12 protein-coding genes are annotated in these 14,014 nt (G+C 60.7%); 4 read left to right on the top strand and 8 right to left on the bottom strand.

Annotation, left to right across the window (positions count from 1 at the left end; translation table 11 throughout):
- Positions 1-63 precede the first annotated feature (63 nt).
- Together AC5QPF_RS15820 and AC5QPF_RS15815 are read left to right on the top strand one after the other, a co-directional pair.
- On the top strand, positions 64-345 hold the full coding sequence (locus AC5QPF_RS15820; RefSeq protein WP_494958791.1) for a helix-turn-helix domain-containing protein: 282 nt from the start codon (positions 64-66) through the stop codon (positions 343-345).
- Between the two features lie 346 nt (positions 346-691).
- A protein-coding gene (locus AC5QPF_RS15815) for an IS3 family transposase (protein ID WP_494958790.1) occupies positions 692-1,860 on the top strand; the annotation gives its coding sequence in 2 pieces (ribosomal slippage) (positions 692-953 and positions 953-1,860; 1,170 coding nt in all).
- Here AC5QPF_RS15815 and AC5QPF_RS15810 read toward each other — a convergent pair.
- The 4 genes from AC5QPF_RS15810 to AC5QPF_RS15795 form a co-directional block, all read right to left on the bottom strand.
- Positions 1,835-2,809, bottom strand: a complete 975-nt coding sequence (locus tag AC5QPF_RS15810) for a site-specific integrase (protein WP_494958789.1) — start codon at positions 2,807-2,809, stop codon at positions 1,835-1,837. The genes AC5QPF_RS15815 and AC5QPF_RS15810 overlap by 26 nt on opposite strands.
- Complete coding sequence (locus tag AC5QPF_RS15805) at positions 2,796-4,316, bottom strand: tyrosine-type recombinase/integrase (RefSeq protein ID WP_494958788.1); 1,521 nt, start codon at positions 4,314-4,316, stop codon at positions 2,796-2,798. Before AC5QPF_RS15805 ends, AC5QPF_RS15810 begins: the two co-directional genes overlap by 14 nt.
- Positions 4,317-4,327: 11 nt before the next feature.
- Complete coding sequence (locus AC5QPF_RS15800) at positions 4,328-5,581, bottom strand: tyrosine-type recombinase/integrase (RefSeq protein ID WP_494958787.1); 1,254 nt, start codon at positions 5,579-5,581, stop codon at positions 4,328-4,330.
- 352 nt (positions 5,582-5,933) lie between these two features.
- Positions 5,934-6,155, bottom strand: a complete 222-nt coding sequence (locus AC5QPF_RS15795; protein ID WP_494958786.1) for a PA3715 family protein — start codon at positions 6,153-6,155, stop codon at positions 5,934-5,936.
- Between the two features lie 128 nt (positions 6,156-6,283).
- Between AC5QPF_RS15795 and AC5QPF_RS15790 the strand changes: the two genes are divergently transcribed.
- Together AC5QPF_RS15790 and AC5QPF_RS15785 are read left to right on the top strand one after the other, a co-directional pair.
- Complete coding sequence (locus AC5QPF_RS15790) at positions 6,284-6,898, top strand: methyltransferase domain-containing protein (protein ID WP_494958785.1); 615 nt, start codon at positions 6,284-6,286, stop codon at positions 6,896-6,898.
- Positions 6,899-6,975: 77 nt separating this feature from the next.
- Positions 6,976-7,881, top strand: coding sequence for a LysR substrate-binding domain-containing protein (locus tag AC5QPF_RS15785; RefSeq protein ID WP_494958784.1), 906 nt, complete (start codon positions 6,976-6,978; stop codon positions 7,879-7,881).
- 14 nt (positions 7,882-7,895) lie between these two features.
- Here the strand turns inward: AC5QPF_RS15785 and AC5QPF_RS15780 are convergent, their stop codons facing one another.
- The 4 genes from AC5QPF_RS15780 to hflK (AC5QPF_RS15765) are packed head-to-tail and all read right to left on the bottom strand — an operon-like array spanning position 7,896 to position 13,864.
- Entirely contained in the window at positions 7,896-9,833 is a 1,938-nt protein-coding gene (locus AC5QPF_RS15780) for a heavy metal translocating P-type ATPase (RefSeq protein ID WP_494958783.1), read from the bottom strand.
- A gap of 14 nt (positions 9,834-9,847) precedes the next feature.
- A complete protein-coding gene (gene hflK, locus AC5QPF_RS15775) occupies positions 9,848-10,876 on the bottom strand; it encodes an SPFH domain-containing protein (protein ID WP_494958782.1) in 1,029 nt (342 codons plus the stop codon).
- Positions 10,869-11,897, bottom strand: a complete 1,029-nt coding sequence (gene hflC / locus AC5QPF_RS15770) for an SPFH domain-containing protein (RefSeq protein ID WP_494958781.1) — start codon at positions 11,895-11,897, stop codon at positions 10,869-10,871. The genes hflK (AC5QPF_RS15775) and hflC overlap by 8 nt, the downstream gene beginning before the upstream one ends.
- The gene (hflK, locus tag AC5QPF_RS15765) at positions 11,894-13,864 is read right to left on the bottom strand and encodes an SPFH domain-containing protein (RefSeq protein ID WP_494958780.1); all 1,971 of its coding nucleotides are present in this window, start codon (positions 13,862-13,864) and stop codon (positions 11,894-11,896) included. The genes hflC and hflK (AC5QPF_RS15765) overlap by 4 nt, the downstream gene beginning before the upstream one ends.
- Positions 13,865-14,014 lie beyond the last annotated feature (150 nt).

Genomic DNA, 14,014 nt, shown 5'->3' with positions numbered 1-14,014 from the left:
ACTATAGGTTGTAGTCCTATAGGGCTCAAGAAGGCTTCATCGTTCCTTTTGCGAGGAATGATAATGGACGTCAAGCAAGCGTTTGGCATTGCGCTACGAAACGCCCGTAAACGACAGCGTCTGACTCAGGAGGATTTCGCAATTGTCAGCAGCAGAACCTATCTGAGCTGTCTCGAGAGAGGCACCAAAGCAGTCACCTTGGAAAAGGTTGTTGAGCTGGCCGGCCGACTGGAAATTCATCCGCTCGCTCTTATTATCGAAGCTTTCCTAGTCGCTGATCCTGAGCTTGATGTAGATGTGCTTGCCGGGCAGGTCAGACTTGGAATAAGTCAACGGCCCAATTAGACGGCTTTGGAGTATGCAGATATCTAGGTCGGGCTAGGTGATCCTGAGAAGTCCCTAGGCGGAGAGTGTCTACAGCAGATGCGTCATGCCCGCTGCGCCCGTATACATCTTGGTGGCCTCGACCAAAGACGATGATAGTAGGTATCAGCTTGGGTCGAGCAACTCACGTCAGAGGTGTCACGCAAATCTAGCATTTCAACCGTGTACGACACCGCAGACCTCATCCTTTGCTGCTTGAAGGACCATTTCAGGTGCATGTCTAAACAGGTCTTTAGGCATGCATGTAGTGGCCTAATGATTTCGGACACTCACTTAGGCGAGAATGCTCGCCCCAGAGAGGTGTTCGATGAATAGACAACGACGTACTTTCACCCCCGAGTTCAAGCGCGAAGCTGCCTGCCTTGTGCTCGACCAAGGCTACGGTCATGCCGAGGCCGCGAGGTCGCTTGATATAGGAGAGTCGGCGCTGCGTCGCTGGGTCAACCAGCTTCAGGCCGAGCGAAACGGTGTGACCCCGTCCAGCAAAGCGATGACGCCGGAGCAGCAGGAAATCCAGGCGCTCAAGGCCCGCATCAACCGCCTGGAGCTTGAGAAGAAAATCTTAAAGGAGGCCACTGCGCTCTTGATGGCCGAGGAACACGGGCGCAGACGTTGAAGTCGATTCGGCAGTTGGCAAAGCACTACCCTGTTCAACTGTTGTGCTCAGTGTTCGAAATACCTCGATCCTGTTATTACGCGCACTTGGCCCGACGCCGCCGTATCGATGTTCGTCGTATGGGCCTGCGCAGCCGTATCAACGAGCTGTTCAGCCAGAGCCGCAGCTCTGCGGGCAGCCGCAGTATCGTCGCCATGCTCCGGGATGAGGGTGTTGAAGTGGGACGTTTCAAGGTACGAAGCCTGATGAAGGAACAGGGTTTGATCAGCAAGCAGCCCGGTTCTCATGCGTACAAGCGGGCCACGGTTGAGCGTCTCGATATTCCCAATGTTCTTGATCGGCAGTTTACGGTGGCAGCGCCAAACAAGGTCTGGTGCGGCGACATCACCTACATCTGGGCGCAGGGTCGATGGCATTACCTGGCGGTGGTCCTGGACTTGTATAGCCGCCGGGTGGTGGGCTGGGCGATGTCTGCCAAGCCGGATGCCGAGTTGGTCATCAAGGCGCTGGACAAGGCGTACGAGATGCGTGGCAGGCCCCAAGGCGTGCTATTTCATAGTGACCAAGGCAGCCAATATGCCAGCCGTAGTTTCCGCCAGCGGCTGTGGCGCTATCGGATAACTCAAAGCATGAGCCGACGTGGAAACTGCTACGACAACGCGCCCATGGAGCGACTGTTTCGCAGCTTGAAGACGGAATGGGTACCGACGGTGGGTTACATGACGGTAGCGTTGGCCGAGCAGGATATCGGGCGCTACCTCATGCAGCGGTACAACTGGACAAGGCCGCATCAGCACAACGGCTTCGTACCGCCGGCTGTGGCAGAAGAAAAACTCAATTCTGTGTCCGGGAATTGTTGACCACTACACGTTGCTCTTCGGTTAGCGTCTTCAATCTCTCTACCGCTCGCCTGGCTAAGGGAACGTCGCTTTCAGCCAACCAATGAACACGGGATTGAAATTGCTTTTCCGCAAAGTACCTAATTCCGCATTCGACCAGAGGCTTACCATTGGCATCTACAACGACCTCTCCTGTACTCCCTTTGATCGGCCTCTCAACCCAACAATCATAGGGGATGACTGCTACTTCGTTACCTCGCTGTCCAGTCGCAATCAATAAATCTATCACGCGCAGCAAAATTTCTTCGCCGTCACTGAGAGGGTTGTTCGAACATAGGGCGTATGCTTCCATCGCCTCACGAGAAGGCAATCTATCATCAGATTTACGCTGTTTTACCGCACGATCAGGATCGTGCAATGAGATATACTCGTGGCGGAGTTTCTCTGGCTTTACATCATGTGCGAAGTGGATGGAGGTCTCGGTTAATTGCAGTTTATCGATCGTGTCCGCTATTACCTGAAGATGAGAGACCGCGTCGTAAAAATTCTTGTAGCCACTCACGCGGAGAAATTCTACGACGCGGTCAAAATCACCCCGCGTCAACTGCGTAGGGTCGGATACGCGTCGTTCAAACAACGGATTGTAAAGCCGGCGCACGGCAATATTGTAGGCCGCGACCATCGAAAACTTCAGGTTTCGGGTGCGTTGAAGGTATACGATTAATGCCTTGCAAAAATCCTGGAAATCCAAGGGGAGGGCAGCTTTAGGAGGAACAGAATAGCCGTTCTTTTCCAACGACTGTCGGTGAGTTTCAAAGGTTATGGTCTGTTGCTTTAAGCGCTGCGGCAGCCAATGCTCGACCGACCATAGCGTTAGCTCCCAAGGGGTTTTAATCGGTAGCGACCGAAAAACCACTTGTTCCTGTTTGATGAAGCCTTCGAGACTCTTCCTTGCCCTAGACTGCGTCATCTGCGGAATCCTCCATGTGTTTCCGGCAGCGCTCGATCGTAGCGCTTACCGCCAAGATGGTCGTCTGATGCTGGGCGAGGGGCCGGTTCTGAATGAGATCTCCGGCTTGTTCCGCGATGTCTATGAATCGTTGCGCTTCTCGTTGCAGCGCCTCTTTTACCTGCTCATGGCGGCCGTCAGCAAAGGGGTGGAACTTCTTGCAGGTGTAGCAGGCGTAGACGGGATTGTAGGGGCAGTGTGTATGAACCGGGAGGACGCATGCACCGATGTCCCCAATGTACTGTGTGTCGATCACGCCACGGATCGCTCTTTCGGCAACAGTATCACGGCGCTGCACGACTTCCCCGGTCAAGAGACTGCGCATAATGCGTTGATAGGCGGGACTTTTGCCGAGTGCTTTTTCTTTGATCCGGGCAATGTTGGGAGTTGCCGTGACGTAAGCGCGCGCCGCTACTGTGCTGTTGTGGCCAAGAAGTTCGGCAATCATGTCCGCCGGTGTTCCCTGGTCAGCCAAACCTTGCCCGAGGTGATGACGTAACAACATAGTTACCTGGTTAGGCTTATCTATCCCTGCTTCACGCAGCTCATGTTTAAGACCTATAACGATTTCGTTAACTGACAGACGTTTTCCATTAGGATTAACAAATAATGGTCCACAGTTGCCGCCAAATTGGCGTTGGATTTCCGAGATGTGGCGTGAGATTTTTTCACCCAGTCGGGAGGTGACTTTGCGGGGCCGTCGCTCAGGCCTGCGCTGGCCGACCTTTTTAGCCATGGGTAGCCACAGGGTGTAGTACCTTTCATGACCAGCACTTTCAATGAACTCAAAATCCGCGATGTCAAGCGAGTGGAATTGAATTGCGCGTGGTGCAAGCTCGAAACCTAAGTGAAGTACTATATTGAGCTGGGCCTCTTCCCAAGAAATAGGCGAAACCTCTCGATCAATGCGCTTGAGTAGTCGAACTTCCTCATCGAGGTCCAAACCAGACTGCGAGAGAAAAATTCGCGCATACGGGTCAACTCGATCTGATTTCACATCCTTGATTTTTAAGTAGGTAATTGGATCGAAGCCATTGATTCCTCTATCCATTGCCCATCGGTAAAACCGTCGAAATCCTATAAGTACCGTCCTCGTTTTTTTGAGTTCCTCGAGAGCAGTGACCAGTTTATTGGGGGACCAAGGAAGTCCGGTCGCGAGATTTGTGCCAGATAAAAAGCATAGGGTATCTGCGAACATTACCGCAGTTCGAGGAGCATATTTCTCAAGTGCATAGGCCATAAAACCTTTGCCAATTTCGATTAGCTCCGAATTCAATTGGAGTGCAGCCCAATCCATTTTCATCGCGACTCCACCGTCGTACCACGTCCACACCCGCATCCGGGTATCGACGTATCTTGGCTGGTCAGTGGTGCGAGTTCGAATCGCAACCTGAGCCGGGCCCTCGAACACGTAGGTCGGAAAAGAGGAGGAGGGTGACGCGTGTTCTTGATCGGCTGATTTGGTCACGGCGAACCTCCCTAACTGTCAAGCCGGCTCCAGGCTGCTGAGGCACGCTGGGCATTGTGGAGATTGGCCGACTCGGCTAGATAACGACTTGCATATCGGCGTGGCATCGTCGAAGTCTCAGACCAAGCGCAGACTCGTCGGAGTTCGTCCGTCGCCCGTTCTAGGTCATGCCCACGCCTCTCGACTAGGTAAGCCAAAAAGCGGTCGGCAAAAGTGTGGCGAAAGTCATGCGCGGAAAGTGTAGGCAACAACCCCGGATGAGCCAATTCAATAGTCAAAAATAGCCGATCAAGGACGTTAGACAACGCGCGGATCGACAGCGGGCGGCCTCGGTCAGAGATGAACAAATAGCGGTACAGCAATTTCATAGGCTTGCCGTCACGCAGGGGGCGCCGTTCACCCTGGATGTAGCGCTCGTAGACCTCATACAACTGCGCAGAGATGCCTACCGTCCGCCCGTGAGTTTTCAGTGCAGGCTCTTCAGCTCGCGGGTCGCCGGGATCATGTTCGCGATCATTGATGCTGACATAGGCATGCTGAGAACCCTGATTGATATCCGTGGTGTAGAGCTTCAGAAGCTCTCCGCGACGGATACCAGTCTCCAGTAGTAATTCAATCATTAGCCAATTGCGCAACTGTAGTCGTTCCGGAAACGGATTCTCCGCGGCGCCCGGGCGAATCAGTGTGCGAATAATCTGGAGTTGAGTATCTGTCAGGCTTCGATAACGAGTGCGGTTTGGTCGAGCATTGAGGATATGGCTCTCAAAGCGTCGCTCAATGACGTCAGCGACATCGGCAAATACAACTTCGATGTTAGCCACGGCGGTTGAGTTCTGACGGGCGCGCGGAATGTAACGGGTCACGCACCAGGACAGGTACTGCTTCAGCAACCGCAAGTACTGGTCACGGGTACGCGGATCAATCTGCGGAAAAGGTGCCGTTGCAGCTTTGCCGATTCGACCAACCAGGTTGTCGGCTTGACGGCCGCTTTGGAGCCAGATGGCGTAACCATCCAGTAAAGCCAGAATCGACTCGAAGTGGCAGGCCAAGATAGTGTCATCAATATTGACGTCACGGCTTTTGGCATAGATGTAGAAAGCCTGGATCGCGCGCAGGTGCGCCGCTGCGGTGTTGTATGACCGATGCCTGAGCTTGAGTTGAACGTAGATGAACGGGACAAGTATGGGCAAAGGCTCCACATCTCCAGTCTGCACGAGCAGCGGTACACGCTGACCTGAGGAGAAACGGCATTGAATCAGCTTCATCGGCAGCCACCTCATTCAATGACTCGCCATGAACACGAAGGACATGGCCCGTAGTGAGATTGGACGTCAGAAACCGATTTGTCGAATCAGAGGCTTAGGCAACTCATGAACATCCATGACATAGCCTGTCGTTTAACATAATATACATTATGCGAACATTCGTACCGGCCGTTGCCAACCAGTGGAGGCCAGATTTCAGCTAGGCCTACCTCACCAATCCAACAATCCCTTGGGGACTGCGTACTTGCTACCGCCGTACTCCAGCGTATGTGTTGCACTCGTCGACGCGCCGTTGATGTCTTCGCAGTCGTTTTCACCTTTGACGACGCTGTGACTTTCAGTCGACCTCTCGCTAACCATTGGCGAACCCGTCCTTACCGGGTTTGCCAATGGTTAGCGTGCGTTTTGTTTGATTGAATTCGCCGGCGCAGTTGCCGTCCCATTCTCCGGGGAATTGGCCAACCACCAGATCACTCATGACCTGTCGCAGTTGCGAGCCTTCAAGCACATACAGCTTGAGGGCCTCCTTGTTGAATGGATTGACCCGCGACGAGCCTTCGTGGCCAATGCGCACTCCGAATGCCCGGAGAATACGGCAAATCTACGCATGGACATGGCTCATTCCTTCGAAGGTTTGCCATAGTAGACGAGCAACGGCAGACTTCACAGATTCCGCCAAGCAGGCATCAGGGACCACGATCCATGCCTTATCACCCCTCCGCCAGCCACATCGTCGGGCTCTACGATCGTCACGCCAGCCAATGGGATCGCCTGCGCCACAAGCATTTCTCCGACCGCAAATGGATCGAGCGTTTCCGTTCGTTGTTGCCGCCATCCTCGAGCGTTCTGGACCTGGGCTGTGGCGCCGGCCAGCCTGTTGCAGGTTTTCTGATCGAGGCTGGTCATGCCTTGACTGGCGTGGATTCTTCCCAGCAAATGATCGCCCTGTGTCGCGAGCGCTTTGCCGAACACACCTGGGTTCACGCCGATATGCGCACCCTTGAACTGAACTGTCAGTTCGCAGGTATCCTGGCCTGGAACAGCTTTTTCCACCTGCACCCCGACGATCAGCGCGGGATGTTCGCGTCGTTCCAGCGCCATGCGGCACCTGGTGCGCTATTGATGTTTACCAGCGGTACCGGATTGGGCGAAGCCCTCGGCGAGTTCGAGGGCGAGACGCTTTACCACGCCAGTCTCGACCCACAGGAGTACGTGAATCTGCTACAGCGGCACGGGTTCGAGGTACTGGAGCATGTCGTCGAGGATCCACAGAGCGGCGGCCTGACGGTCTGGCTGTGCCACGCCCTCCCGTCTTGAATTATCACTCTTATTTATAACTACGCTAAATGACTATTTAGTTGAGTTATATCAAAGTCGTTGGAAAAGGAACCCGCATGAACCGCAACGACCTGCGCCGCATCGACCTGAACCTGCTGGTGATCTTCGAGACCCTGATGTTCGAACGCAACCTCACCCGCGCTGCTGAAAAGCTGTTCCTCGGACAGCCGGCGGTCAGCTCTGCCCTCGCCCGTTTGCGGGATCTGTTCGACGACCCGCTGCTGGTGCGCAACGGCCGCGGTTTCGAGCCCACCCTGCGCGCCCTGGCGATCCTGCGCGAGTTGCAACCGGCAATGGACACCATTTCCAGCGCCGTCAGCCGCGCCCGCGACTTCGATCCGGCGACCAACCGTGACACCTTCCGTATCGGCCTCTCCGATGACGCCGAGTTCGCCCTGTTCCCGCAACTGCTCAAGCAGATCCGCGAGGAAGCGCCGGAGGTGGTCGTGGTGGTTCGGCGGGTCAACTTCCTGCTGATGTCGGGGATGCTGGCTTCCGGCGAGATTTCCGTCGGGGTCAGCTACACCACCGACCTGCCGGCCAATGCCAAGCGCCGCAAGCTGCGTGACATGGCGGTGAAGGTCTTGCGCGGTGACGACCGCCCCGCTCCCCTGAGCCTGGATGATTTCAGCGAGCGCCCGCATGCCTTGGTGTCGTTTTCCGGGGATCTGTGCGGCAACATCGACAACGACCTGGCACGGGTCGGGCGGACACGCCGGGTGAAACTCGCCGTGCCGCAGTTCAGTGGCTTGCGCTCGATCCTGCCGGGGACAGAACTGCTTGCCTGCGTTCCGGACTTTGCCGCTGCGGCGCTGATCGAAGGCAGCAGCCTGCGTGCCGACGATCCTCCCTTCCCCATCGCTACCTCGGAACTGGCCATGGTCTGGGGTGAGGTCACTGACAACGACCCGGGCGAGCGTTGGTTGCGCAGCATGATCGTGGAGCACATGGCCGCAGGCTGATCACAAGCTCGGCGCTACCCATTTTCCGTTTCGTCATAGCGCAGCAAACGCCCGGCATTGCCCAGTACCAGCAGCGTACTGAGGTTATGCAACACCGCAGCGATCATCGCACCTGCGGCGCCCAGCAAACCGAACGCCGCCGCCACCACGATGGCCACGGTCCAGCCAAGGCCGATCAGTACGTTCCACTGCAAAGTACGCCGGCAGGCACGGCTCAGGCGCACGCAGGTGGCGAGGCGGCGCAGATCGCCGTTGATCAGCACGATATCCGCCGCAGCCAGGGCGATATCCGCGCCCCCTGCCCCCATGGCCACCCCCACCACGCCGGCCTTGAGTGCCAGGGAATCGTTGATGCCGTCCCCTACCACCATGGGCCGGAAGCCGGCCTGCAGTTCCTGGTTGACCTGGTGCAGCTTGTCCTCCGGCAAGGCCTGGGACACGACCCGGCTGATCCCGGTCTGCGCGGCCACCGCTTCGGCCACGCCATGGCGGTCGCCGGTCAGCAGCAGTTGCCGTTGCAGGCCCAGTTCGCGCAGTTGTTGCATGGCTTGCGGCGCTTCCTGGCGGACGTTGTCGGCCAGCAGCAGCCAGGCCAGGAAACGCCCGTTCAGCGCCAGGCCGGCGATCGGACCGTCATGTTCGGGAATGGCCGGGATCAGCATGCCCAGTTGCTGGAACAGCTCGGGACGCCCCAGAGCCGCTTCCCCTTGCGAAGTGCGGGCGACCACACCGAACCCCTGGCGCTCGTGCAGTTCGCTCAAAGGCAACTGCTGCTCATGGGGCACCAGCCTCGCCAGGGCACGACTGACCGGGTGACTGCTGGCCGCGCCAAGACCGGCGGCCAGCTGGATGATCTGCTCCTGCGCCATATCCGGCGTGGCCGGCAGGATCTGTCGCAGATGCAGGGCACCATGGGTCAGGGTGCCGGTCTTGTCGATCACCAGCGACGACAGGTCGGCCAGCTCTTCAAGGAATGCCGAACCGCGGATCAGGATGCCGTGCCGCGCGGCCACGGCGATCCCCGCCACTGCGGTAGCCGGCGCTGACAGCACCAGCGCACAGGGACAGGCCGCGACAAGGACGGCGAGCATGGCCTGTGCATCGCTGGTAATGAACCAGGTGGCAGCGGCAATCAGCAGCACCAACAGCAGATAGCGCCCGGCATAACGCTCCAGCAGGCGGGTGATCGGTGGCTTGGCCTGTTCCGCGCGCTGCATCAGGGCGATCACCTTGCCCAGGGTCGAGTCGTCGCCAACACGGCTGACCTGGACCCGCAGCAAACCATCGAGGTTGATCGCGCCGCCGTGGATATCACTACCCACCCCCACTTCCTGCGGCACGGCCTCGCCGGTGATCGGCGCGGTATCCAGGCTTGCCTGGCCCTCCACCACCCGGCCGTCCGCCGGTACCCGGTCGCCGGCGCGGACTTCCACCAGGTCGCCCGGCTGCAGGCTGGCATTGTCGACTTCGCGCACCTGGCCGTCGGCGCCGATCAGGCGGGCCTGGCTGCGCGTCAGGCGGCCCAGGGCCTCGATGGCTTCCTGGGAGCCGAGCACGCTGCGTTCTTCGAGCACGTGGCCGAGGATCATGATGATCGGCAGCAGCGCCGCGGTAGCCAGGTCGCCGGTGGCCCAGGCACCGAGCATGGCCAGGGCGATCAACTGGTCAGTGATGCCGTGCAGGCTCGGGTGGCGCAGGCTGTGCCAGGCCGAACGCAGCACAGGTACCGCCACCAGCAGCGAGGCGATACCGAGGAGGATCTGCGCCACGCTGTCCTGCCCCGGGGCCAGCCAGCGCCAGGCCAGGCCGAGACCGAGCAGGCCCAGGGCGATCATGGCCAGGGTCAGTTGCCGCGCGGCCTGGCGACGTTCGTCACGGGACAGCAGGCCGGCGGTGAGGTGCACATGGCCGTGGTGGTGATGGCCGTGGCCATGATGGTGATGAGCGCTCATGGAGTTCCTGCGGTTCAGGGTTTCGGGCCATCGAGGATCAGGCGGCCGCTGTCCTCGGGATTGACGGTGGTGACGGAGCCGGCACGAGACAGGATTGCCGGCACCCGCTCGCGATAGAGGCGCAGCATCAGGCCCGGGTCGTTCTGTTGTGCCAGACCGGCGATGGTCGCCGTGTCCGCCTGGGCGCGGGACAGGCGCTCGCGGGCCTCGGCCTCGGCCACCTGCACGGTACGATCGGCGTTCTGCGTGGCCTGCTGGGTTTGCCGGGCCGCATCGTTGTGCGCGCTGGCCACGGCCTGCTCGGCCAACTGGCTGGCGGTGAGCACCGAGTTGAAGGCGTTGACCGCCGGTTGTGGCAACGCCGACTGGACATCCACCCGCACCACTTCGATACCGAGGTCGGTGCCGTTGGCCTTCAACGCCGCGAGACTCTGGTTGATGCCCTGCTGCAGGTCACCGCGCAGGCGCTCGCGGCGCTCGGCCACCTGGGAATCGGCACCGACCAGCTCCGGCCGCGCCACCAGGATCGCGTCCATGTCGCGCGAGGCGCAGATCTTCACCGCGTTGCGCTCCACCAGGCGATCCAGCGCCGGCTCGACATGCCCGCCCTGGCGGGTAAAAGCATAGGGTTCGTTGACCTGGTAGAAGACCCGGACATCCAGTTGCACGATGCCGGCATCGCCGGTCAGCAGATAACCGGAGCCGGCGCTGGCGTCGCCGGCCAGGGTCGCGTCACGATCGGCCTTGACCGCCGCCTCCGAGCGCAACAGCAACTCGACCCGACGCTCGCTCACCCGTCCTGCCGAGGGCAGCATCAGCACCTGTTCGAACGGGCGTGGCCAGGCCAGCAGCAGGCCAGCGTTCTGGATACGGTTTTCCGCGCCCAGGCGCAAAACCACCGCGCGGCTTTCCGGCCCGACTTCGCGGACATTACCGAACAGCCAGCCAACGGCGGCCAGCAAGGTCACGCCGTACAAGGCGATGAAGCCGATGCGCCCGGCCTGGAACCACGGCGTGGCCGGCGCCTGCTCGCGGTTACTCATGCTCGCGCCCTGCCCGGCTGGCGGTCGGCGTCGGCGGACCGTCTACCAGCACGCGGAATGGCGCGGCGTCGGTGCGCAGAACCAGGCGCGTGCCGGGATTGACCAGGTTGTCGAGGGTATCCAGCGAGCGCAGCAGGTTGTACAGTTCCGGCGCGCCGGCATAGGCCTTGGCGTAGATCTGCGCGGCCTGGACCTGGGACTGCGCCTGGATATCCGCCGCCTTCACCCCTGCCTCCGCTTCGAGAATGCGTGCGTCGCGTTCGGCTGCGGAACGGATCTCGGCGGCCTTGCGCTTGCCTTCGGCGGTGCGCTCGGTGGCGATGGTCTCGCGCTCGGCGCGCATGCGGTCGACGGTAGCTTCAAGGGTCACCTTGGGCAGGGTCAGGCGCTCGATACCCACCTGCACCACGCTGACCCCGTAAGTGTCGGCCAGTTGCCTGGCGATCTGTTCGCGCAGGCGTTGCTCGAAGGCGTCGATACGCACGCGGCTGGCATCCACGTTGACCAGGTCGGCCAGCTCGAACCCGCTGGCGCTGGTTTCCAGCGCCGAACCCACCAGGGTGCGGATCTGCCGTGCGGCTTCGTCCGGCTGGTTCTGCACCGCGCGCATGAAGCGCTGGATGCTCTGCGGATCGGCACTCACCTGCCAGGCGATATAGGCCTGGACGATGATGCGCAGCCCGTCCTTGGTGCCGACATCCTGCAGGCCGCTGGAGGTGGTGCGCAGGCGCAGGTCCACCGGCACCGTGGCTTCAAACGGCACCGGCCAGCGCCAGGCAAGGCCCGGCTCGATAAGCACCCGCGCAGGATTGCCGAAACGGGTCACCACCGTGGCTTCGCCCGTGCGTACCTGGACGAAACAGGCCGTGGCTAGCATCGCCAGCACCAGCAGCGCCGCCAGCAGGTACCGCCGCCAGGCCGGGCCGGCCGGCTGTTCATGCTCATGGTCATGCGCGTGGTCGTGGGAATGATCATGGCCGCAGTCGTGGTCAGGGGCGTGATCGTGGTGAGCGTGACTCAATGGGGGCGCTCCTGGTCAGGTCGGGCCGCAGTCGGCTCCAGGGGGAATGAATAGCTGCGCAGGTCCAGGGTCGGGGCCTGCCCGGCGCCGAGCCGGTGGTCGATGATCAGGCTGCTGGCCTTGCCCAGGCCCTTGCCCAGGTGTTCCAGGTACTGTTCGAGCAGGAAGGCCTGTCCGGCCTGCTGCCAGGCGCTGCGTTCGGCACCGAAGCGCAGTTCGGCGATACGCGCCTTGGCATCGGTTTCCCGGGCGCTGGCACTGGCTTTGTCGGTCACTGCGGTGGCATTGAGCCGGGCCTGGCTGGATTGCTCGGCAGCCTTGCCGCGGTCGCGGGCGATCAGGGCTTGCGCGGTGATCTGCGCCGCCTGCACGCCGTGGTAGGCATTGGCCGCGCCGGCCGGCGGATGGATGGCTTCCACCGAGGTGACGAGGATTTGCACCCCGCTGTCGAGACGGTTCAGGTCGGCCTGCACCGCCTTGCCGACGTCCTTGCCGATGCTATCTCGCTCGGCACCGAGCACGCCGTCCAGGGTGCGGCTGGCGAAGTCGCGGACCAGCACGCGGTTGGCGATACTGCGCACCAGCACGGCGACATCGGTGCTGTGGTAGGTCGCCGCCAGCGCGGCGGCATCGTCCAGGCCGATGCGATAGATGAAGCGCACGTCCATGTTGACGATCTGGAAGCTCTGCGGACCGCCGCTGGCCCCGGCGATGACCTGGGCGTTCTCGCTGACGTGGGTGGCGTCCCACAGGCGGTTGGCCGCTGCCGGCGCCGGGCCTTCGGCGTCGGCCAGCGGGTCGGAGAGTGCCGCATCGCCCGAGGTGGCCAGTTCGTGGACCTGACCGTTGTCGACGCTCAGCACCTTGCCGAACGGCCAGGGCAAACCGACATGCAGGCCCGGCTGCCAGACCTCCTGAGGATTGCCGAAGCGCTCGTAGATGCCGCGTTTGTCCAGCGCCACCTCGCTCACCCCGGTGAGCAACCAGCCGACCACGGCAACCAGCGCCAGCACCGGCAGCGACGCACGACGCATGAAGTCGAAGGCCCAGATCTGCCGCAGGTCGATGCCGAAGCGTTGGTGCAGCTCGACACGCAGGAACGCCAGCGGCCGTGGCGGCCACTGCAGCGAGCCGGCCACCAGGCTGCGGGCGACCAGTGGCGGCTCCTGTTGCGGTCGTTGCGGGGTGAATACCGACAACACCGCGCGGATCATCAGTTCCAGGGCCAGCAGGCCCGGCAGTATCCCGAGCAGCACCGCCAGCCGCGCCGGCCACAGCCGCTCGCCGTCGGCCAGGGCCAGGCAGGCGATCGACAGCACCTGGACCGCGATCACCACCCGGAGGATCGCGCCCAGCGCCGCCGCCTCGGGCCACACTGCGGGGTTTTCACCGTTCAGATGGCGCTCCATCACCACCAGCCCGAAGGCTGACAGCGCAAGCAGCGCCACGGCGATCCAACCGCCCTCGCCTGCTGCGACCGGCGCCGGCAGATCAAGACGCCAGGCGCCCGCGACGACGATCAAGGCCAGCAGCGACAAACCGGCAAGCCATAACGCCTCGAAGCCCAGGCGCTGCAACTGGACCTTGACGGCCAGTCCCAGACGCAACAGACCACGCTCGATAACACTCAGGGGCTCATCGTCATCCTCGGCGGTCGCACCCTTGCGCCATAACGCCAGGGATGCCGCAGTCTGACCAACTGCTTCGGCGCGCCATTTGCTCACCGTCCACGCCGAGCGCCCCGCCGCTGCCAGCAGCAGCAAGGTCGCGGCATTGATGGCGAGCAAGGGCACCCAATGGCTCAGAGGACTGAACACCCCGATGAACAGCGCGCCGAGCCATAGCAGCAAGGCTGCTAACGCCGACAGCTGGACCACACGGGCCAATTGTCGTGAATGAAGAAGGGACTGTTGGAAACGCGGTGTATCGGTGAACTCCGGATCCGTGGTGCCTGGACTGAAACTCATGGACTTGCGCAAACCCCGGTAAGTGAATGCCATAAACTATAGGTGAAACATTAGGTTACGTTATAGCGAAACAGGTGAAATATTCGTGCATTGACTTGAGGTGATTTACGGTATTCATCCAGCTGGCCATTCCTGCTCGGTCGTTCGTCG

The organism is Pseudomonas sp. Con_6 (genome assembly GCF_059379395.1).
Note: the sequence above shows the minus strand (reverse complement) of the source record. Positions and strands in the feature narration are given on the sequence as shown.